This is a genomic window from Gordonia sp. 'Campus', from assembly GCF_022206305.1.
In the GTDB taxonomy this organism is placed as follows: domain Bacteria; phylum Actinomycetota; class Actinomycetes; order Mycobacteriales; family Mycobacteriaceae; genus Gordonia.
This window is the reverse complement of sequence record NZ_JAKOIW010000014.1, coordinates 1-21,182: the sequence shown is the minus strand read 5'-3', so window position 1 is coordinate 21,182 and position 21,182 is coordinate 1. Positions and strand designations below refer to the sequence as shown.

Annotated in this window: 16 protein-coding genes and 1 pseudogene; 12 read left to right on the top strand and 5 right to left on the bottom strand. The window is 67.4% G+C overall.

What is annotated here, in order from left to right; translation table 11 throughout:
• Positions 1 to 12: 12 nt before the first annotated feature.
• From MAY35_RS15395 to MAY35_RS15385, 3 genes are all read right to left on the bottom strand, one after another.
• Positions 13 to 510, bottom strand: a complete 498-nt coding sequence (locus MAY35_RS15395; protein ID WP_238422178.1) for an HNH endonuclease — start codon at positions 508 to 510, stop codon at positions 13 to 15.
• Positions 511 to 822: 312 nt separating this feature from the next.
• Positions 823 to 1,701, bottom strand: coding sequence for an enoyl-CoA hydratase-related protein (locus MAY35_RS15390; protein ID WP_238422177.1), 879 nt, complete (start codon positions 1,699 to 1,701; stop codon positions 823 to 825).
• A 138-nt stretch (positions 1,702 to 1,839) separates the two neighbouring features.
• Positions 1,840 to 4,380: an ATP-dependent Clp protease ATP-binding subunit gene (locus MAY35_RS15385; protein ID WP_238422176.1), complete on the bottom strand. Its 2,541-nt coding sequence runs from the start codon at positions 4,378 to 4,380 to the stop codon at positions 1,840 to 1,842.
• Positions 4,381 to 4,719: 339 nt separating this feature from the next.
• Here MAY35_RS15385 and MAY35_RS15380 point away from each other — a divergent pair, with 339 nt between their 5' ends.
• From MAY35_RS15380 to MAY35_RS15370, 3 genes are all read left to right on the top strand, one after another.
• The gene (locus tag MAY35_RS15380; protein ID WP_238422175.1) at positions 4,720 to 5,631 is read left to right on the top strand and encodes a helix-turn-helix domain-containing protein; all 912 of its coding nucleotides are present in this window, start codon (positions 4,720 to 4,722) and stop codon (positions 5,629 to 5,631) included.
• 77 nt (positions 5,632 to 5,708) lie between these two features.
• Positions 5,709 to 6,335 carry a TetR/AcrR family transcriptional regulator gene (locus MAY35_RS15375; RefSeq protein ID WP_238422174.1) on the top strand — a complete coding sequence of 209 codons (627 nt, stop codon included), beginning with the start codon at positions 5,709 to 5,711 and terminating at the stop codon, positions 6,333 to 6,335.
• 227 nt (positions 6,336 to 6,562) lie between these two features.
• A complete protein-coding gene (locus MAY35_RS15370; protein ID WP_238422173.1) occupies positions 6,563 to 7,936 on the top strand; it encodes an MFS transporter in 1,374 nt (457 codons plus the stop codon).
• Between the two features lie 77 nt (positions 7,937 to 8,013).
• On the opposite strand, the gene MAY35_RS15365 is transcribed toward MAY35_RS15370, so the two are convergent.
• On the bottom strand, positions 8,014 to 8,868 hold the full coding sequence (locus MAY35_RS15365; protein ID WP_238422172.1) for an NAD(P)-dependent oxidoreductase: 855 nt from the start codon (positions 8,866 to 8,868) through the stop codon (positions 8,014 to 8,016).
• A 443-nt stretch (positions 8,869 to 9,311) separates the two neighbouring features.
• Between MAY35_RS15365 and MAY35_RS15360 the strand changes: the two genes are divergently transcribed.
• The 7 genes from MAY35_RS15360 (at position 9,312) to MAY35_RS15330 (ending at position 18,841) form a co-directional block, all read left to right on the top strand.
• The gene (locus MAY35_RS15360; protein WP_238422171.1) at positions 9,312 to 10,766 is read left to right on the top strand and encodes a 4-hydroxyphenylacetate 3-hydroxylase N-terminal domain-containing protein; all 1,455 of its coding nucleotides are present in this window, start codon (positions 9,312 to 9,314) and stop codon (positions 10,764 to 10,766) included.
• Positions 10,763 to 11,515 (top strand): enoyl-CoA hydratase/isomerase family protein, encoded by a 753-nt coding sequence (locus MAY35_RS15355; protein ID WP_238422170.1) that lies wholly within the window; start codon positions 10,763 to 10,765, stop codon positions 11,513 to 11,515. The genes MAY35_RS15360 and MAY35_RS15355 overlap by 4 nt, the downstream gene beginning before the upstream one ends.
• A 97-nt stretch (positions 11,516 to 11,612) precedes the next feature.
• Positions 11,613 to 13,808: a choline BCCT transporter BetT gene (gene betT / locus MAY35_RS15350; protein ID WP_238422169.1), complete on the top strand. Its 2,196-nt coding sequence runs from the start codon at positions 11,613 to 11,615 to the stop codon at positions 13,806 to 13,808.
• On the top strand, positions 13,805 to 15,319 hold the full coding sequence (locus tag MAY35_RS15345) for an aldehyde dehydrogenase family protein (RefSeq protein ID WP_238422168.1): 1,515 nt from the start codon (positions 13,805 to 13,807) through the stop codon (positions 15,317 to 15,319). The genes betT and MAY35_RS15345 overlap by 4 nt, the downstream gene beginning before the upstream one ends.
• Complete coding sequence (locus MAY35_RS15340) at positions 15,316 to 16,887, top strand: GMC family oxidoreductase (RefSeq protein ID WP_238422167.1); 1,572 nt, start codon at positions 15,316 to 15,318, stop codon at positions 16,885 to 16,887. The genes MAY35_RS15345 and MAY35_RS15340 overlap by 4 nt, the downstream gene beginning before the upstream one ends.
• Before the next feature lie 107 nt (positions 16,888 to 16,994).
• Positions 16,995 to 17,510, top strand: coding sequence for an RNA polymerase sigma factor (locus tag MAY35_RS15335; RefSeq protein ID WP_238422283.1), 516 nt, complete (start codon positions 16,995 to 16,997; stop codon positions 17,508 to 17,510).
• Positions 17,507 to 18,841, top strand: coding sequence for a VOC family protein (locus MAY35_RS15330; RefSeq protein WP_238422166.1), 1,335 nt, complete (start codon positions 17,507 to 17,509; stop codon positions 18,839 to 18,841). The genes MAY35_RS15335 and MAY35_RS15330 overlap by 4 nt, the downstream gene beginning before the upstream one ends.
• A 7-nt stretch (positions 18,842 to 18,848) precedes the next feature.
• Here the strand turns inward: MAY35_RS15330 and MAY35_RS15325 are convergent, their stop codons facing one another.
• Positions 18,849 to 19,322 carry a DUF1772 domain-containing protein gene (locus MAY35_RS15325; protein ID WP_238422165.1) on the bottom strand — a complete coding sequence of 158 codons (474 nt, stop codon included), beginning with the start codon at positions 19,320 to 19,322 and terminating at the stop codon, positions 18,849 to 18,851.
• 117 nt (positions 19,323 to 19,439) lie between these two features.
• On the opposite strand from MAY35_RS15325, the gene MAY35_RS15320 reads away from it, so the two are divergent.
• Together MAY35_RS15320 and MAY35_RS15315 are read left to right on the top strand one after the other, a co-directional pair.
• Complete coding sequence (locus MAY35_RS15320) at positions 19,440 to 20,750, top strand: hypothetical protein (protein ID WP_238422164.1); 1,311 nt, start codon at positions 19,440 to 19,442, stop codon at positions 20,748 to 20,750.
• Between the two features lie 230 nt (positions 20,751 to 20,980).
• Positions 20,981 to 21,182: pseudogene (locus MAY35_RS15315) on the top strand (murein transglycosylase); the annotation flags it as partial.

Below are 21,182 nucleotides of genomic sequence, written 5' to 3'. Positions count from 1 at the left end.
GTCATCCGGTGCCTAGTCGGTCTTCGGGTGCAGCATGAACATCTCCCAGACCTCTTTCTGGTCCGCTGCCCACGGGTCGTAGACGAACGGGGCGTGCCGCATGGCCATCCCGGCCTTCCGCGGAGTGCGATCGGCCTTGAACCCGTTGCAGGACTTGCACGCCGCGACCTGGTTGCCGAACGTGCTCGGCCCGCCCTGGGATACCGGCACGATGTGGTCGACGGTGTCGGCCGGACCGTCGCAGTAAGCGCAGATCCACTGGTCACGACGCAGGATCGTCGCGTTCGAGGCGTAGGAGTCCATCGTCTTGCCCGCGAACGGACGGTAGGCGTCGCGCTTGATGGCAACCACCTTGTGGATCGGCAGCGACACCGTCGGCGAATGGACGACACGGACCAGCGGTGTCCCCTCGACGTTCCGCGCGACCTCGGTGGTCAGCAGCACTGCGGCACGACGCCAGGTGACGCGCGCCAGAATCTGCAGTCCGGCATTGGTGACGAAGATGGTCATGGCAGCTCCTCGATGCGTGGCGAGTGATTGCGCCGACCATCGAGGTTCATGACCTCAGGAACTGGTGACGCCGGATGTGATCGGTCCCGACCGACCCAGGGCTCGTGGCCCGTGTCGGCGGTCGGATTCGGTCATCCGCCACTCGCAAGCGAATGCCCTGACACCCATCGACATCTGCGTCACCTCCTCTCGTTCTTTCTGGCCTGCTCTTTCGCCACGATAACCGCGAGCCGCACGCCCTGCCACCGTTTATCGGCGGCGTGTTCGGATGTTCACCCAGTTCACACAGGGCGTTTCCGACCCCGCCCGGTATCAGGATCGTTCGTCGAAGATCTCCGGCAGATCCTGCGACACGGTGTTGGGGTAGGTCGCAGGCCGCTTCTCGAGGAACGACATGACGCCTTCGTACACGTCGCCGGACTGACCGCGGTAGAAGATCGCCTTCGAGTCGGCGTGATGGGCCTCGAGTGGGCTGGGAGCCCCGGCCATGCGCCACAACAGTTGCCGGGTGAGGGCGGCCGACACCGGCGCGCTGTTCGCGGTCATCTCGCGCGCGACGGCGATGGCGGCGTCGAGGACCTGGTCCTTGGGGACGATCTGTTGGATCAGTCCGCGCTCCAGGGCCTCCTCTGCCTGCACCATCTTGGCGCCGATCGTCCACTGCAGGGCCGTCGGAAGTCCGACGAGACGCGGGAGGAACCAGCTCGACGCGGCTTCGGGGACGAGTCCGCGCGCCGCGAAGACGAAGCCGAACTTCGCATCCTCCGAGGCGATCCGGACGTCGGCGGGCAGCGTCATCGTCACCCCGACACCGGCCGACGGCCCGTTCACGGCCACCACGATCGGCTTCAGCGAGGCGTACATCCGCAGCGTGAGCTTGCCGCCCTCGTCCGCGGGAATCTCATCGGATTCCGCAGCAGACGACGCGTCGAACGACGACCCGCCCGCCTCGAGATCCGCGCCCGCGCAGAACGCGCGTCCGTTGCCCGTGATCACCACCGCTCGCACGGAGTCGTCGGCGTCGGTGTCGTCGAACGCGTCTCGCAGCTCCTCGCCCATCTGCAGGGTGAAGGCGTTGAGGCGGTCGGGTCGGTTGAGCCGGAAGATCGCGATCTCCCCGTCCCGCTCGACGGTGATGGTGGGCTGGTCCTGTCGGGACTTGCGTCCGACCTCAGATGTATCGCTCGTCACAGGGTCGATGTTATCGGGCGCTGGGACACTCCGCTTCGACTGTGTCAATACGCACCCACATCAACGACGACGGCGGCGTCACCCTTGTCGGGTGACGCCGCCGTCGGTGGTGTCAGATCAGCTCAGACAGGCTCGTTCTCAGCTCGCGTCGGCCTCGCCGGCCTTGGTGAGCTCGATCGGGGCATCGGGAACCATGCGAGGCTTCTCCGAACCCGCGAAGGTGAACTTGGCGTCTTCGCCCTCACCCTCGCCGTCCCAGTTCTCCACGTCGACGAGCACGATCTGTCCGGGAGCGATGTCGCCGAACAGGATCTTCTCCGACAACTGGTCCTCGATCTCGCGCTGGATCGTACGACGCAGCGGACGTGCACCGAGCACCGGATCGAATCCGCGCTTGGCGAGCAGCGACTTCGCCCGGTCGGTCACCTCGAGAGCCATGTCCTTGTTCTTCAGTGCACCCTCCACGCGAGTGAGCATGAGGTCGACCATCTGGATGATCTCCTCTCGCGTCAGCTGGTGGAAGACGACGATGTCGTCGATGCGGTTGAGGAACTCGGGGCGGAAGTGCTTCTTGAGCTCGTCGTTGACCTTCTGCTTCATCCGGTCGTAGTTCGACTTGGTGCCGTCGCTCGACGAGAAGCCCATGCCCACGGCCTTCGAGATGTCGCTCGTGCCGAGGTTCGAGGTGAAGATCAGCACGGTGTTCTTGAAGTCGACCGTACGACCCTGACCGTCGGTGAGCCGGCCGTCTTCGAGGACCTGCAACAGGGTGTTGTAGATCTCCGAGTGGGCCTTCTCGATCTCGTCGAACAGCACCACGGAGAACGGCTTGCGGCGCACCTTCTCGGTGAGCTGGCCGCCCTCTTCGTACCCGACGTACCCGGGAGGCGCACCGAACAGACGCGAGGCGGTGAACCGGTCGTGGAACTCGCCCATGTCGATTTGGATCAGGGCGTCGTCCTCGCCGAACAAGAAGTTCGCCAGCGCCTTGGAGAGCTCGGTCTTACCGACACCGGACGGGCCGGCGAAGATGAACGAGCCCGACGGACGCTTCGGATCCTTCAGGCCGGCACGCGTACGACGGATAGCCTTGGACACCGCCTTGACGGCGTCTTCCTGGCCGATGATCCGCTTGTGCAGCTCGTCCTCCATGCGGAGCAGACGGGTGGTCTCCTCCTCGGTGAGCTTGAAGACCGGGATGCCGGTCCAGTTGCCCAGGACCTCGGCGATCTGCTCGTCGTCGACCTCGGCCACGACGTCCATGTCGCCGCTGCGCCACTGCTTCTCACGCTCGGCCCGCTCGGCGACCAGCTGCTTCTCCTTGTCGCGGAGGCTGGCGGCCTTCTCGAAGTCCTGCGCGTCGATCGCGCTTTCCTTCTCCTTACGGGCATCGGCGATCCGCTCGTCGAACTCGCGCAGGTCTGGCGGCGCGGTCATACGGCGGATGCGCATGCGCGCACCTGCCTCGTCGATGAGGTCGATCGCCTTGTCCGGCAGGAACCGGTCGTTGATGTAGCGGTCGGCCAGCGTTGCGGCCGCGACCAGCGCGCCGTCGGTGATCGACACGCGGTGGTGCGACTCGTAGCGGTCGCGCAGACCCTTGAGGATCTCGATGGTGTGCTCGACGGACGGCTCGCCCACCTGCACGGGCTGGAAGCGACGCTCGAGGGCGGCGTCCTTCTCGATGTACTTGCGGTACTCGTCGAGGGTCGTCGCACCGATGGTCTGCAGCTCGCCACGAGCCAGCTTCGGCTTGAGGATGCTGGCGGCGTCGATCGCGCCCTCGGCGGCACCTGCGCCGACGAGCGTGTGGAGCTCGTCGATGAACAGGATGATGTCGCCGCGGGTGTTGATCTCCTTCAGCACCTTCTTCAGGCGTTCCTCGAAGTCACCGCGGTAGCGGCTGCCCGCGACCAGCGAACCGAGGTCGAGGGTGTAGAGCTGCTTGTCCTTGAGCGTCTCGGGCACCTGACCGTTGACGATGGCCTGCGCGAGGCCCTCGACCACGGCGGTCTTGCCGACGCCGGGCTCGCCGATCAGCACCGGGTTGTTCTTGGTGCGACGGCTCAGGACCTGCATGACCCGTTCGATTTCCTTCTCGCGCCCGATGACCGGGTCGAGCTTGCCCTCGGATGCGGCGGCGGTCAGGTTGCGGCCGAACTGGTCGAGGACGAGCGAGGTCGACGGCGTACCGGACTCGCTGCTCCGACCGCCGGTGCCGGCTTCCTGCGGCTCCTTGCCCTGGTATCCGCTGAGCAGCTGGATGACCTGCTGGCGGACCCGGTTGAGGTCGGCGCCGAGCTTGACCAGCACCTGGGCGGCCACGCCCTCGCCCTCGCGGATGAGGCCGAGCAGGATGTGCTCGGTGCCGATGTAGTTGTGGCCGAGCTGCAGGGCCTCGCGCAGCGAGAGCTCCAGCACCTTCTTGGCGCGCGGGGTGAACGGGATGTGCCCCGACGGTGCCTGCTGTCCCTGGCCGATGATCTCTTCGACCTGACTGCGGACACCTTCCAGGGAGATCCCGAGCGACTCGAGTGCCTTGGCGGCCACGCCCTCGCCCTCGTGGATGAGGCCGAGGAGGATGTGCTCGGTACCGATGTAGTTGTGGTTGAGCATGCGCGCTTCTTCTTGGGCCAGAACCACAACCCGACGCGCGCGGTCGGTGAACCGTTCGAACATTGTTCTCCCTCACATTGCTAGCGCCCCGGCCGCCGCGGAGACCACCTCGGTGGTCCCGGAGGACAACCGGTGCGGATAGACGACGACCAGCCTGCTTCCACTCTAGAGGTCGTCTCGGGTGCACCTGCAGTTAACGCCTGCGCAGAGTGCATGGATCCACCGATGCGGCGGGGATGTGCCCTGTACAACTGCGCTGGCCGGGGCTGTGTTCCCGGACTGCTACGCCGAGAGCGAACAGCCCCCGGGCCGGTACCGAGAGCGGCCTCCGGGCGGTTCACCACACCGCTGGTGCCGAGCAGACGCGGCGGTCAGTCGAATCGGCGGGGCTAGACTCCGCGCGTGGAGACGGCAGATCAGGCGGCGGACGGCGGGGCCGACGACCGTGGGGCTCACCGCTCCGCCGGGTCGCGCGTCCGCCGGGCACGCGAGGCGCGAGGCGTGAGCCTGCGATCGCTGTCCGCTGCGATCGGGGTGAGCCCGGCGACCCTGAGCCAGATCGAGAACGGGAGAACGGGCCTGCGCATCGATCGGCTCGAAGCGATCGCGCGGGCACTCGGTGTCGGCGTCGCACAGATCATCGCCGAGACCGTCACCCGCCCGGAGTCCGGCTCCGCGTCGATCGAGACCACGTCGATCGAGACCACGTCGATCCCGGCGACCACACGGTCGGAGTGGCGGTCGTACGGTCCGCTGGACTTCTCCCCGATACTCCTGGCGGCGGTCGACGAATTCCTCGCGGTCGGATACCACGGGACCACGATGCGACGGATCTCCGCACGATGCGGGATGTCGGTGCCCGGCATCTACAACTACTACTCGAGCAAGCAGCACATCCTGGTCGACATCCTCGACCGCACCATGCTCGACCTCGAATGGCGCGCGGACGCCGCCCTGGCCGGCAGCGAGACCGCGGTCGGGAGGTTCTGCGCCCTTGTGGAGAATCTGGCGTTGTTCCACACACATCGCCGGCAACTCGGCTTTCTCGGCTCCAGTGAGGTCCGTGCCTTGGAACCGGAGAACGAGGCCATCATCAGCAGACGCCGGAACCGGCAGCAGGCACTCGTCGACGAGCAGGTCCACGACGCGATCCGAGCCGGTCAGTTCAGTCCCGCGCAGCCCGACGACGCCGCGCGGGCCGTCGTCACCATGTGCACGGCGCTGCCCACATGGTGGCAACCCGACGGCCGGCTCACCCCGGAGCAGGTCGCGGCCGAATACGTCGGCTATGCGCTCGGCATCATGCGCCACTGATCGCCGACGCGTTCCCCGCGCATCAGGGGCGCACCGAAGCCCCCGAACAAGTCAGGCTTGACTTGTATAGTGGCGACGTGAGTTCACCCGAGCACGCGACGCCCACGAAGCGTGAGCAGCGGACCATCACCAGTCAGCGGCAGATCCTCGAGGCCGCTGTCGACTGCCTGATCGAGCAGGGCTTCTCCGGTGCCACCACCTCGGCGATCCAGGCGCGGGCAGGCGTCTCGCGAGGGCGGCTCCTGCACCATTTCCCCTCACGGGAGGCGCTACTCGTCGCCGCCGTCAAACACCTGGCCTCCGAACGGGTCGCCGCCACCACCGCCCGAGTCGTGGCCGCCATAGACGACACCGTGACCGGCGCCGAACGTGTGTCGAATGTCGTTGACTCAATGTGGATGTCGTTTCACGAGCCGCACTTCTGGGCGGCCATCGAACTGTGGACCGCATCGCGCACGAACGAGTGGATGGCGGGCGCACTCCTGCCCGTCGAGCGCCACATCGGCGGCGTGATCCGGACCAGTATCGATCAGATGTGGGGCCCCGAGCTGGTCGGCCACCCGCGCTATCCGCAGCTACGCGAGATGCTGTTCAGCAGCATGCGTGGCGTCGCCCTCGCATACACCTTCGATCGACGCGACCCCCGCCGGGACCCGCACCTCCCGCAGTGGGTGGACACCGCCCTGGTACTTCTCGAGATCTGAGCTCACCCCGATACGTAAGAGTACGGGTTGACTGTTTCATCGGGCGGCGGCTAATCTCCTGCTACCCGGACCGCGACGTGGACGACACCCGACCGCAGATGTGTCCGGGACCACCCCGTCCGATCGCCGATGGATTCGCGCCCCGAGTGGTCGCCCGTCCACCGTCGTGCCGTCGTGCCGTCGTGACGGTTCCCCGATTCCCGGCGTCCCAAGCAGGAGCATCCCCAGTGCCCACACATCAGACCGGCCAGCCGCCGGCACCTCGCTCGGCGCGAGCGTCGATCGCCGCCGCGATCTCGACGTCGCTCGAGTGGTACGACTTCTTCATCTACTCCACGGCCGCGGCCCTGGTGTTCAACGTGACGTTCTTCGCCACCGACAGCACGGTGGTGAGCGCACTCAACTCCTTCGCGACGGTCGCGGTCGGGTTCATCGCACGTCCGATCGGCGGCATCCTCGCCGGTCAGCTCGGTGACCGATACGGCCGCAAACCGGTTCTGGTCGGCGCCGTCTGCCTGATGGCGGTCGCCACGTTCCTCATCGGGTGCGTCCCCAACACGCAGACGGTCTGGCTGGCACCGACGCTCCTCGTGATCCTGCGGATCTGCCAGGGCCTGGCCGTGGGCGGCCAGTGGGGCGGGGCGGTCCTGATCGCCACCGAGAACGCACCCGCGCACCTTCGCGGGTTCTACGGCAGCTTCGCCCAGCTCGGGGTACCCATCGGCCTGGTGCTCGGCAACGTGGCGTTCTTGCTCGCCACCGGCCTGTCGAGCTCGGACGCGTTCTTGTCCTGGGTCTGGCGAATCCCGTTCTGGATCAGCCTGATCATGCTCCCGGTGGCCTTCGCCATCCACCGATTCCTCGAGGAGACACCGGAATTCAAGGCCGTCGCCGCCAAGATCGCCGAAGGCCCGCAGGTGCAGCGCTCTCCGATGCTCGACGTCATCCGACGTAACCCCGGCACCATCCTGATGGCCGCGGGCGCCAACACCATCGGAATCGTCTTCTTCTACATCATGATCACCGGGTCGGTGCAGTTCGTGACCACCTACCTCGACGTCGCCCGATCGACAGTCCTCACCTGGATCCTGATCTCCTGCGTGGTCATGGTCCCCCTCGTACCGGCATTCGGCTGGCTGTCCGACCGCGTCGGCCGCAAGCTGGTCTTCGCCATCGGCTCGGCCGCGATGATGGTCTGGGCCATCCCCATGTGGCTCCTCATCGGCGCGTCCTCACCGACCTCGATCTGGCCGTTCGCGGTCGCCGTACTCGTCGGGGTCGTCGCCATGGCACTGCAGACAGGAACGCAGGGAACACTGTTCGCCGAACTGTTCCCGCCCGAGATCCGCTTCTCAGGCGCATCCCTGGGCTACCAGATCTCGGCTATCGTCGGCGGCTTCGCCCCGTTCGTCATGGTGGCGATCATCAACGGCAACCCCGACAACGCCTGGCGCGTCGGGCTTTTCCTCACCGTCCTGGCGGCCGCGTCGCTGCTGTGCCTGTACGTCATCGCCAAGAAGCGGTACCACGGCAACTTCGACACCCAGACCTCCGACGGCCACGCCGAGCAGGCTTCGCCGCAGGTCCAGACGGTTCGATAACAGGAGCTGCAACGCCCCCGCGACGACAAGGGCCCCGTCCGGCCAGGACGGGGCCCTTGTGCGGTCGACGATTGCGGTCAGTTCCATTCCATCCAGAAGTCGAGTTCGAGTTCCTGATCGCCGGGTGCGACACGGTAGTCGTCGAAGTCGCGGACGCCGTCCCGGGCGAGCACCTCGTCGTCGATGAAGCACTGCCCCGTGGCCAACCACGACGGCTTGGTGATGATGCTGATCGCGGCGTCGGCCATGATCCGTGGCGTCCGGCTCCGCGCGACCAGTTCCTCGCTGAGGATGTTGCGCACCGCCGCGGTGTTGATGGTGGTCCGGGGCCACAGCGAATTCACCGCGATGCCATCGGCTTTCAGCTCTGCCGCGAGACCGATGGTCACCATGGACATGGAGAACTTCGAGATGGTGTAGGCGGTGCCGATCTGGGCGAACCACTTGGGGTCGAGATTGATGGGCGGCGACAGTGTGAGGACGTGCGCGTTCTGCGAGGCCCGCAGATGTGGGATCGCCGCCTTGGTGAGGGCGAAGGCCCCGCGCGCGTTGATGTCCTGCATCAGGTCGTACTTCTTCATGTCGATGCGCTCGGTGGGCGTGAGGTCCAGCGCGCTGGCGTTGTTGACCACGATGTCGATGCCACCGAAATGCTCCGCCGTGCGGGCCACGGCCTCCGCCACCGAGGCGTCGTCCCTGACGTCGCCGACGATGGGGAGCGCCCGCCCGCCGGCCTTCTCGATCGCCGCCGCCGCCGTGTGAATGGTGCCGGGCAGTTTCGGATGCGGTTCAGCGGTTTTCGCGACCAGCGCGACGTTGGCACCCAACGTCGCGGCCGACACCGCGATGGCTTCGCCGATACCTCGACTGCCACCTGAGATGAGCAGCGTGCGGCCTTTCAAGGACCCTGCTCCGTTCTGCGTGGATGTCACAACACGTCCTTTCAGTCAGGTGACCACCATGGCCACTGTTTAGCTTTCACAAACGCATGCCGATCGGTGGACGGATCGAACTTCCCGGACTTCGAACGACTGCGACCACCGCGGATGCACTCCGCCTCGGATCTACTCCGCGACAACGTTCTCGTCGTCCTGCGCGGGGGCCTCGGGCGGGGCGACCGGCGGATGATCAGCCGTGCACCCAGGTCAGCGTAGCGTTTAGCTTTCGTTGAGCGCAATGACGGACATATCCATCGAACACTCTCGGACCGCGACCGACAGCCCTGTCGAACATCCCTCTCACGGCACTCTTTCGGTGCGACCGCACCGCCCGCTTGACCAGGGCCGCCCGACGGGCCATGCTGTCCGAGCGACCGTTCGCTCGTAGAAACGCTCATGCACGGCGAGAACGCGTCGCGACTCACGAGAGGAATGTTGTGGCCATCCGAGATCCCCAGTCCTACCGCGCAGGTCTTCGCGACGATCGTCGTGTCGTCTATCGCGGGGAGCGCGTGCACGACGTGACAACCTTCGCCGAGTTCGACGATGCGATCTCGCATTCGTCTCTGGCGTACGCGATCTCGGCCACCCACCCCGATCTCGCCGTGGCCGATGACGGCGAGGGCCCCTACACCGCCTTCTATCGGGTCCCGCACACGGCTGCGGACATCACCGACCGGGGCAAGCTGATCGAGACCCTGTCACGCACGGGTGCCGGGACCATCGTCCTGAAAGAGGTCGGCAGTGACGCGCTGTTCGCGCTCCTCCGAGTGCTCAGCGGCGAGAGCCTCGCCAAGGCACAGGCCTTCTACCGACACTGCTGCGAGAACGACGTCGCACTCGCCGTCGCGCAGACCGACGTCAAGGGCGACCGGTCACTGCCGCCGCACCGTCAGCCGGACCCGGATCACTACCTGCGGGTCGTGGACGAGGACGCGGACTCGATCACCGTCTCCGGCGCCAAGGTGCACACGTCCTTCAGCGCCAACGCCGACGAGCTCATCGTTCTGCCCACTCGTGCGATGAGCGCCGAAGATCGCGACTGGGCAGTGAGTTTCGCGATCCCGGTGGACACCGAGGGACTCACCCTCTACGTCTCCCCGTACCTCCACGGAGACAGCAACGGCTTCGAGCATCCGATCTCGTCGCGACACAAGTTGCTCGAGAGCCTGACCGTCTTCGACCGCGTCCGGGTGCCGAAGGAACGGGTCTTCCTCAACCGCGAACCCGAGTTGGCCGGCCCCCTCGCCCTGGCCTTCGTCGACTATCACCGGTTCACCGCGGTCAACTACAAGCTCCCGATCCTGGACCTCATGGTGGGAGCCGGGATCGGTGTCGCCGAGGCCAACGGCATCGCCACAGCGGGGCATGTGAAGACCAAGCTCACCGAATTGATCACCTACGCCGAGACCGTGCGCGGTTTCGCCGACCTCGCCGCCCTGCGATCCCGCAGTGGCGGCAACGGAATCCAGCTGCCCGACCCGCTCGCGGTCAACATGGCCAAATACCATTTCGCGCACGGCTTCCATCAGGCTGCGGCGACCCTTCTCGATCTGGCCGGAGGCCTCGTCGTGACCGGCCCCGGCGGTGCGGACTGGGACCGGCCCGAGGTGCGCGCGGTTCTCGAGAAGTACTTCGCGGCAGCTCGTCCGGCCGAGGAGCGCCTCCGCCTGATCCACCTCATCGGCGACCTGACGACCGGCCGCTGGGGCGGTTATCAATCGGTTCTCGCCACCCACGCGGAGGGATCGCTCGAAGCGGAGAAGATGCAGATCGCGCGTTCTCACGACAGCACACGTGCTCGCGCCGCGGTTGCCGAGGTGCTTCGTGCGGCCATCGGAACGTCGGACGCCGCGACCGAACTCGACAGCGACATGGCGGTTGCGCGATGACCGGCCTCGAGTTCGTCGTCGACGACCGCGGCGTGGCCACCATCCGGCTGAATCGACCGGAGGAGGGCAACGCCCTCGACCTCGGCGTGGCGGAGGGACTGGCAGCGGCGATCGAGGCGATCCGGCAGGATGCATCGGTCCGCGTTGTCCGACTGTCCTCGGCGGGCCGGATCTTCTGCGGCGGCGGTGACGTCGGCGCCATGGCCGCCTCACCCGACCGGGGCGCCTATCTCGCCGACCTCGCGGGTACGGTGCACCGGTCTCTGATCGCCCTCGACGGACTGGCCGTTCCCGTCGTCGCGGCGGTCCAGGGTCCGGCCGCAGGCGCAGGGCTGGGGTTGATGCTGGCCGCGGACATCGTTGTGGCGTCGCCGAAGAGCTCGTTCGTGGCGGCGTACTCGGGCGTCGGCCTGTCGCCCGACTGTGGCGTCTCGATCAACCTCCCGCGCGCCATCGGCCTTCGTCGCGCCCTGCGGATGCTCGTCCGCAACGAGCGCGTCGACGCCCGGACCGCGCTCGAGTGGGGCCTGATCGACGATCTGGCCGAACCCGACGAACTCGACCGTGCCGCCGACGACGTGGTCGCGCTCCTACTGGAGCGCCCGACCGAGGCCGTCGGACAAGCGCGCCGGCTCGCCCGTGCCTCGTATGCGCGGACGTTCGCCGATCACCTGGACGACGAGGCGTCGACCATCTCCGAGATCGGAAGGGGCGGCGCTGCGGCCGAACTCATCGCACGCTTCGCGTGACGGTGGGGGCGCCGCATCGGATCGTCCGGGCGGCTGCCCTCATCAAGGTCCGCCCAAACCGCCCGGAACCGCGCTCGGCGGACTAGCGTCGTGGCCCATGAGTGATGACGCCGCTCGCCCGTCCCCGGCTGCCGCCCACCCGGATACGCCCCCGACGGGCCTGGGGTCGGTGAACCTGACCGTCTTCATCTCCTCCGGGGTCATCGTGCTCGCGTTCGCGATCTGGGCGCTGGCCGCACCGGACACCGCGGAGACGGTGATCAGCGACGTACGTGACTTCATCACCCGATGGTTCGGCTGGTGGTATTTCATCCTCGCGACCGCGATCGTCGGCCTCGTGGTGTTCCTCGGCCTGAGCAAGTACGGCCGCTACCGGCTGGGACCGGAGGAGTCCCGTCCCGAGTACAGCCTGTTCACCTGGACGTCGATGCTCTTCGCGGCGGGCATCGGCATCGACCTCATGTTCTTCTCGGTCGCCGAGCCGGTCACGCACTTCCTCAACCCACCGACCGGGGCGGCCGAGACCAACGAGGCCGCGCGAGAAGCGGTGACATGGACCGTCTTCCACTACGGCGTCACGGGCTGGGCCATGTACGCGCTCATGGGCGGCGCGCTGGCCTATTTCGCCTTCCGGCACAACCTCCCGCTCACCATCCGTGCGGCGCTCTATCCGATCTTCGGCAAGCGGGTGGAAGGACGCTGGGGTGACGCCATCGACGTCGCCGCAGTACTCGGCACGATCTTCGGCATCGCGACGTCGCTGGGCATCGGAGTGGTGCAACTCAACTTCGGGCTGAACGAGATCTTCGGTATCGAGCAGGGCAAGGCCGCCCAGATCGGCCTGATCGTGCTGTCGGTCGTCATCGCCACCGCGTCGGCGACCTCTGGCGTGGACAAAGGGATTCGACGGCTCTCCGAGATCAACGTCATCCTCGCGATCTGCATGCTCATCTACATCACGGTCGCCAAGGATGCGGACTTCCTTCTCAACGGCCTGGTGCAGAACGCAGGCGACTACGTCTCGACCTTCGCCGACCGCACTCTCGACACCTTTGCCTGGGACCAGGTGAATCCGCAACCGGGCAACGACGCCCGCGCCTTCGTCGACGGCTGGACGCTGTTCTTCTGGGCCTGGTGGGTGGCCTGGGCTCCGTTCGTCGGGTTGTTCCTGGCCCGCATCTCGCGCGGACGTACGTTGCGGCAGTTCATCTTCGGCGTGCTGGTGGTGCCCTTCAGCTTCATCCTGGTGTGGATCTCCATCTTCGGCAACAGCGCGCTCGCGGTGGCCCGGGGCGACCAGGATTTCGCCGAGACCACCGCCGGCACACCGGAAGCCGGGTTCTACTCGCTTCTCGAGCAGTATCCCGGATCCACTCTGCTCATCGGCATCGCGACGATCACCGGTCTGCTGTTCTACGTGACCAGTGCCGACTCGGGATCGCTCGTCATGGGCAACTTCACGAGCCGGCTCGAGGACCCGATGGCCGACTCCATCCGCTCGTTGCGCGTCTTCTGGTCGGTGGCCATCGGTCTGCTGACTCTGTCAATGCTGTTCGCGGGCGGCGGTGACGGTTCGATCCTCACGCTGCAGGCGGCGACCGTCATCATGGGTCTCCCCTTCTCGTTCGTCCTCGGCCTCATCGGCATCTCCCTGTTGCGCGCGGTGCGCACCGAGTCGGTCAAGCTCGACAGTTTCCGGACGACACTGCCCAAGGTGATCGCCGTCGGGCGCGGACCCACCGAGCACGGCAGCTGGCGCCAGCGGCTCATCGGGACACTGCGATTCCCCGGGCGCGTCGCGACACGGAAGTTCATCACCGGCACGGTGATTCCCGCGATGTCGGAGGTGGCCGACCAGTTCGCCAGCGAAGGCATACCCGCCACGGTCGACGAGTCGGCGACCAATGAGGGTCTGCCGTCGCCGCGTCTGCGAGTCGAGCTCGCAGAGGTCGCGTGTTTCGACTACTGCGTCTGGCCGGTGTCCGCGCCGACGCCGACCTACGCGGTTCGAACACAACGGTCCGACGACCGATACTTCCGATGCGAGGTCTATCTCACCGAGGGCTCCCAGGGGTACTCGCTGGTCGGCTACACGCGCGAACAGGTCATCGGCGACATCCTCGACCAGTACGAACGACACCTCGGTTACCTCCACCTCCGCGATGCCGCCACGGACCACCACGACCTGAACTCCGGTACCGACGCCGGTAACGTCGCGGATACCGCAGACGACCGCGACCCGGCCGGCAGCGACCAACCCGACAGCGACCCCGAAGGAGCTCCCGCTCGATGAGCGACACCCTCTACATCGACGGCCGGTGGTGTTCGGCAATCGAGGGCGGCACACGCGACATCCATTGTCCGGCGGACAATTCGGTGGTGGGCACGGTGGCCGAGGCGGGCGCCGCCGACACCGAGGCCGCCATCGCCGCCGCGCGCCGGGCCTTCGACTCAGGCCGGTGGAGTGAGACACCGGCCGCCCAGCGCGGCGACCTACTGCTGCGTGTCGCCGATCGGATCGAGGCGCGCCGAGACGAGTTCGTCCGCGCCGAGACCCTCGACACCGGCAAGCGGCCGTACGAGTCCGACATCGACATGACCGACATCGCGAACTGCTTTCGCTACTTCGGCAAACTCGCCGCCGCCGACGCCGGGCGCGTCGTCGACACCGGGTCGCCGGACGCCGACTCGCGGATCGTCTACGAACCCGTCGGCGTGTGTGGACTGATCACGCCGTGGAATTACCCACTGCTGCAGGCGGCGTGGAAGGTCGCGCCGGCTCTCGCCGCGGGCAACACCTTCGTCCTCAAACCCGCCGAGCTGACCCCGCACACGTCGATCCTGTTGATGGAGGTTCTGCACGACCTCGAACTGCCCGCGGGCGTCGCCAACCTCGTCCTCGGCGCGGGCACCGACGCCGGGGCCCCGCTGTCGTCGCATCCTGACGTCGACCTGGTCTCGTTCACGGGCGGCCTGGTGACCGGACGGATCATCGCCCGGGAGGCTGCCGCGACGGTCAAGAAGGTCGCCCTCGAACTCGGTGGCAAGAACCCGAACGTGGTGTTCGCGGATGCATGCGCCACCGATGACCTGCTCGCGGCGGCCGTCGACAACGCCCTGAACGCGGCCTTCCTGCATTCCGGGCAGGTCTGTTCGGCCGGCGCGCGGCTCATCATCGAGGAGTCGGCGCACGACCGGTTCGTCAGCGAACTGGTCCGTCGCGCCGGGCAGATCCGCCTCGGCCTCCCCTACGCCGAGGGAACCGAGACCGGGCCTCTCATCTCGGCCACGCACCGCGACAAGGTGCACGCGTATGTGGAGCAGGCACGCTCCGACGGGGCGGTCATCGCGACCGGCGGCGCGTTCGCGACCGGCGACCACGGGTCGGGCAGCCTCGACGACGGCTGGTTCTATCTGCCCACCGTCATCGACCGCGCCGACCGGTCGATGGCCTGTGTGCACGACGAGGCGTTCGGGCCCACGGTCACCGTCGAGACCTTCACCACCGACGACGAGGCGGTGACCCTCGCCAACGACACCGTCTACGGCCTGGCGGGTGCGGTGTGGTCGGCCGACGCCGCTCGCGCCCGCCGCATCGCCGGGCGCATCCGGGCAGGCACCGTGTGGGTCAACGACTTCGGCCCGTACCTGCCCGAGGCCGAGTGGGGCGGGTACGGCCAGTCGGGCTTCGGCCGCGAGCTGGGCCCATCCGGCCTGGCCGAGTACCGCGAGGCCAAGCACGTGTACGAGAACCTCCGGCCGGGCGTGACCGGCTGGTTCGGCAACCGGGAGGATCAGCGATGAGTGCCACCGAAACCTACGACTACGTGGTGGTCGGCGGGGGTTCGGCCGGAGCGGCGGTGGCATCACGCCTCTCCGAGGACGCCTCGGTGACGGTGTGCCTGCTGGAGGCGGGGCCGTCGGATGTCGGCGACGACGCGATCCTGCGACTCGACCGCTGGATGGAACTGCTCGAATCCGGTTACGACTGGGACTATCCCATCGAGCCGCAGGAGAACGGCAACGACTTCATGCGGCATGCACGCGCCAAGGTCCTGGGCGGGTGCAGTTCGCACAACAGTTGTATCGCGTTCTGGGCTCCCCGCGAAGACCTCGACGCCTGGGAGCGCAATTTCGGTTGTGCCGGTTGGGGTTCCGAGGAACTGTATCGCCTCTACCCCCGGATCGAGACGAATGACGCCCCGGGCGAACACCATGGTCGCAGCGGACCCGTCCACATCATGACGGTGCCCCCGGACGACCCCTGCGGCGTCGCGCTCCTCGACGCCTGCGAAGCGGTCGGCATCCCGCGGGCCGAGTTCAACAACGGGACGACGGTTGTCAACGGCGCGAACTTCTTTCAGATCAACCGGCGGCCCGACGGCATCCGGGCGTCGTCGTCGGTCAGCTACCTGCACCCCCACCTCGATCGGCCCAATCTGACGGTCCGCACGGGTTCGTGGGCCAAGCGAGTGGCCGTGGAGAAGGTCGACGGGGAACTCCGCGCGGTCGGCGTGGACATCACCGACAACGCGTTCGGACGGACCACGAGGATCGGTGCCACGCGGGAGGTGATCGTCTCGGCCGGGGCCATCGATTCCCCGAAGTTGCTCATGCTCTCGGGGATCGGGCCGGCCGACGACCTGCGCGAGCACGAGATCGACGTGCTGGTGGATGCACCCGGGGTCGGCGAACATCTGCAGGATCACCCCGAGGGGGTCATCGGTTTCGAGACCACCCGGCCCATGACACGGCAATCCACCCAGTGGTGGGAGGCAGGGATCTTCACCACCATCGACGGGGGCCTGGACCGTCCGGATCTCATGATGCATTACGGCAGCGTGCCATTCGACATGCACACGCTCCGGCAGGGTTACCCGACCAGCGACAACACCTTCTGTCTCACGCCGAACGTGACGCACGCGCGCTCCCGCGGCACGGTCCGATTGCGCTCCCGCGACTTCCGCGACAAGCCACGGGTGGATCCGCGGTACTTCACCGATGCCGAGGGATACGACATGCGGATCATGATCGCGGGCCTGCGCCGGGCACGCGAAATCGCCGCCGCCGCACCGCTCGCGGAATGGATCGCCCGGGAACTGTATCCGGGCCCGGACGCCACTTCCGACGCCGAGCTGGCCGACTACATCACGCGCACGCACAACACCGTCTACCACCCGGTGGGCACCGTGCGGATGGGCCCTCCCGACGACGAGATGTCACCGCTCGATCCCGAGTTGCGCGTCAAAGGCGTTGCGAAACTCCGGGTCGCTGATGCGTCGGTCTTCCCCGAACACACGACCGTCAACCCGAACATCACCGTGATGCTCGTCGGCGAGCGGTGCGCCGAACTCATCGCCGCCGAACGCTAGCACTCGGAACGAGTCGAGAACTTCGGCGAGAATTCTTCGCCGTTGGGCGTCGGATTACGCGGACCGCACACGACGATAGAGATGTGAGCAGCGACCAACCGGTTTCGATGGCCCGGGGACCAGAGGGATTGCTGGCGGTCTACGACGAGGCACTGCCCCAGGTGTACGGGTTCGTGGTCCGCCGCTGTACGGATCGCCGGACCGCCGAGGACGTCACGTCGGAGACGTTTCTGGCGGCGATGGACTCTGTCCGTCGCCGGCGTGACACCGAGCCGACGACGCCATGGCTCATCGGGATCGCCCGGCACAAACTCGCCGACCACTGGCGTCGTGCCCAGCGCGTCCCGGAACCGGTCGATGACGTGCCCGACCACGGCACCGACCCGTGGGACACCGAACTCGACCGGATGGTCGCCCATCACACCCTCGGCCAGCTCTCGCCGATCCACCGCGCGGTACTGACACTGCGCTACGTCGACGATCTTCCCGTCGGCGACTGTGCGCAGATCCTCGGTCGCACGGTCGGCGCCACCGAGGCACTGCTCACGCGGGCCAAGCGCGCATTCCGCGCGGCCTATCCCGAACCACAACCCCAGACCAGCGGGAGAGGAGGTCACGCATGAACACCCGGAACAGCACCGACGTCGGCGCATCACGGGATCCGTTGCACGCGCTGCGCGCCACCGAGACACCCGGCTTCGACGCCCCTGTCGCGCCCGACCGCGGTTTCGCCGCCGCGTTGCGTGACCGTCTCGAACGCGGCGTGTCACTACCCGAAGGAGTCATCATGTCCACCGCGACCCAGCTCGACGAGCCGACCCCCACCGCGACCTCCGCGGTGTCCGGAACCGCACCCGCCACCGTCGAACGCCCCGGCGCACTCCCCTACCTCGTCGTCGCGCAGCCACAAGCGGCGATCGACTGGTACACCGACGCCTTCGGCGCCCGCTTGCGCGGGGAGCCCGTCGTCATGGAAGACGGGACGATCGGCCACGCCGAACTCGAAGTGGGCGGCGGGGCAATCTATCTCGCCGCCGAGTTCGTCGACCTCGGACTCCGCGCGCCCGCTCCCGGACACGTCTCGGTGAGCCTCATGCTCGGCGTCGACGACACCGATGCCGCGGTCGCGACCGCGGCCCGGGCCGGCGCGGCGGTGACCCGCGAACCGTACGAGGCACACGGCTCACGGACCGCCGTCATCGTCGATCCCTTCGGGCACCGCTGGATGCTGAGCGGTCCGACGACGGCACCGCTGCCTGAGCGTGTGCACCAGGGGGACATCGGCTTCATGTCGCTCAACGTCCCCGACGCCGCGCGGGCCCGACGTTTCTACGGCGACGTCCTCGGCTGGGAGTTCGACGCCGACGGTCGCCGGGTGACGAATGTCGGACACCGGCTCGGCATCTTCGAGACCGAGGGCGCACCGACGATGTTCTGCGCGTACGCGGTCGACGATCTGCAGGCCGCACACGAGCGCATCGTCGCCGCCGGTGGTAGTGGTGAGTTCGGGTCGAGTCCCGACGGACACCGCGTCGTCGACGCCGTCGACGACCAGGGGGTCCGATTCGCGGTGTACGAGGCGGGCCCGTCCGACACCCGGCCGGACCAACATGCGCGTGACGCCGGCGCCATGACGTACCTGACGGTGCTGACCCCCGACAGCGGCCGGTTCCGCGAGTTCTACGGCGCCGTGCTCGGGTGGTCGTTTCACGGTGGACGCATCGACGACGGCTGGGAGGTCGACGACAGCCGCCCCCAGGTCGGCGTCGCCGGCGGAGCCGATGCCTCGGTGTCGGTGCCGATGTGGGTCACCGCCGACGTGGTCGCCACCGTCGATCGGGTACGCGCAGCGGGCGGCACCGTGCTCGAGGAGCCGACGACCGCTCCGTACGGCATCTCCGCACGCTGCACCGACGACCAGGGCTCGGAGTTCTACCTCGGTCAGCTGTTCTGAGGAGCAGTCAAGCCGACAGCAGCCCGACGACGAGCACCACCACCGCGGCAGTCGTCAGGACCGACCGCACGGTGTTCCACGGCACCCAGACCTTGGTGAACTGCGACCACACCCGCGCGGCGTCGTCGGCGCCGACCTCGCCCGCAGCGTCGAGACGGTTGTTGGCCGGAACGTTGACCGCCATGGTGATCACCACGCCGACGGTCGTCAGCACGGTCGCCGCCACGACCCACCACCGCAGTCCCGAACCCCACGCCGCCCAGGCACCGGCACAACCGAAGACCACCCCGCCCGCGAAGATCACCGCGAACAGCGGATTGAGTATCGCGCTGTTCATCCGCTGCATCGCGGTGACCGCCACACCGGCCCCGGCCCGGTTCAGACCCGGGATGACCGCGTAGCCGAAGCCCGCCAGCACACCGGCGCTGAGCCCGGTGCAGACGAGCGTGAGAGACACCAGCACATCCCGCAGCAGTTCCATGTCGACAGTCCACCGTCTCCAGCGCCCGAACACCATGCCCGCACGCGTGAATTTCCTGCTCGGTCGTCCCGCTCCCGGTCCGGTACCGCAGGCGCTGGTCATGATTGACTCTTGTCCATGTCGTCTCGCTCCCGCGTCCGGGCTCTTCTCGCGCGCTCGCCGTTCGGCATCGGCACGGTCGTCTTCGTCCTGTGTGCCGCGATGGTCGTCACCGGCGGAGTGGTGCTCGCCTCCGGCAGCACGCAGGCCGACGACGCCGAGTACGCCTACGGGGAACTGCGTGACTACCAGCGCACCCCGGCGGAGGGGTGGACCGTCGTCGGACAGGAAGACCTGCCCGGTTACCGCGGCGAGGCCACCATCGAGGTCGCCGACTCGTCCGAGGAAGGCTGGCTCGTCGCGTATCCGTCCGGGCTCGGACGCTCCTATGTGATGGTCGACCGGCGCTCCGGAAAGCTGCTCTGGGACAACCCGATCAACGCGGGCCTGGGCGACTGCGCCGTCAACGAGGCCGGGCAGGTCGGCTGCGCGGTACAGCTCGGCGATCCGCTCGACGACGGCTTCTATCTCGTCGACGACCAGGGCGTGCCGACGATGACCTCGCAGTACATGGACACCAAGACGGTCGAGGGGCTCGGCACCAACTTCCTCCGGATCAACCGCGTCGGTCACCAGGTCTCGCTCAACACCCCCGCCGGCAACACGCTGTGGGCGCGTACCTTCGCCGCACCGGTCGTCTCGGTCGAGGTGACCGGCGACATCGTCGTCATCAAGACCGCCGATGCCAGTCAGCATCTGGTCAACCCCGTCGACGGCGAGGACCGCATCGGATGCGACCAGTGCACCATCAGGCTCTACCCCTCCGGCGTCACCGTCGATCATCAGAAGTATGGCGAGGAAAAGGTCGTCACCTACGCGACGATCAACGGCCGGGTCGATGCGGAACCGGTCGCGACGGCCGAGGGACTGAGCGTGTTGCCGGGCCCGTCGACCCTGCCGGTCCTCAACGCGGCCAACCGGGTCTTCGTCGCCGAAGGGCAGTACGAGGTCCGCGACCCCGCGAGACCGGACGCGCTGTGGCAGATCCGCGACCGCGAGCTGTCCAAGGCCAACGCGATCACCTGCGGGTCGCTCGTCAACTTCGGCCGCCTCGACGGTTCTCGCTCGACCTACGCGCTCGCCGACGGACATCACATCGGTACCGGCGCGGCCCCGGGCCCGCAGCAGACGATCCTCGCCAACCCGCGATGTATCGGGTCGTCGGGCACCACGATGATCGTCTCCAACCAGGGGCAGCTGACCGCCCTCACCCCGGAGAACACCGTTGCCTGGGAGCGAGGGCTGTCGTCGCCCGGTCTGGTCCGGGTGATCGACGGCTACATCGTCGTGAGCGAGGGCAGCACCCTGTCGATGCTGCGCCCCAACTGAGGCATTCCGACGACCGGGCCCCTACCGTTCGACACCAGGGTTCACACCTCTTGTGCGCCGTCTCACAATCGCGCGGTGATGCTCACCCTCACCTGCGTGAACACAGAAACGATCAGCGGTCCAGACTACCGACGGTCACAGGAAGGTAACGCTTTGCTCACGGCAACGTGTACGGTCGGCTCGGTTCCAGAAGCACGAACCACCAGATGTACACGCGAGGTCGATCAGTTTTGGGTAAGCACTCCAAGCCACGGAAGAGGTCCCGCACACCGCTGTGGGCCACAGCCCTCCTGCCGGTAGGCGTCCTGGCGGGCGCAGCCACCGCGGGAGCCGAGCTCTCGAGCCACACGATGGCACCCACGCCCATCTCCGCGCCGCAACCGGCCGCCGAGACGGCCACGACGACGCCGGCCCTCACCCCCGCCGTCCAGG

Excerpts from the sequence above, each read along its gene's own strand:
- MAY35_RS15320 (WP_238422164.1), top strand. The coding sequence starts at position 19,440 with ATGTCGTCTCGCTCCCGCGTCCGGGCTCTTCTCGCGCGCTCGCCGTTC.
- MAY35_RS15385 (WP_238422176.1), bottom strand. The coding sequence starts at position 4,380 with ATGTTCGAACGGTTCACCGACCGCGCGCGTCGGGTTGTGGTTCTGGCC.
- MAY35_RS15355 (WP_238422170.1), top strand. The coding sequence starts at position 10,763 with ATGACCGGCCTCGAGTTCGTCGTCGACGACCGCGGCGTGGCCACCATC.
- betT (WP_238422169.1), top strand. The coding sequence starts at position 11,613 with ATGAGTGATGACGCCGCTCGCCCGTCCCCGGCTGCCGCCCACCCGGAT.
- MAY35_RS15345 (WP_238422168.1), top strand. The coding sequence starts at position 13,805 with ATGAGCGACACCCTCTACATCGACGGCCGGTGGTGTTCGGCAATCGAG.
- MAY35_RS15325 (WP_238422165.1), bottom strand. The coding sequence starts at position 19,322 with ATGGAACTGCTGCGGGATGTGCTGGTGTCTCTCACGCTCGTCTGCACC.
- MAY35_RS15330 (WP_238422166.1), top strand. The coding sequence starts at position 17,507 with ATGAACACCCGGAACAGCACCGACGTCGGCGCATCACGGGATCCGTTG.
- MAY35_RS15340 (WP_238422167.1), top strand. The coding sequence starts at position 15,316 with ATGAGTGCCACCGAAACCTACGACTACGTGGTGGTCGGCGGGGGTTCG.
- MAY35_RS15395 (WP_238422178.1), bottom strand. The coding sequence starts at position 510 with ATGACCATCTTCGTCACCAATGCCGGACTGCAGATTCTGGCGCGCGTC.
- MAY35_RS15335 (WP_238422283.1), top strand. The coding sequence starts at position 16,995 with ATGGCCCGGGGACCAGAGGGATTGCTGGCGGTCTACGACGAGGCACTG.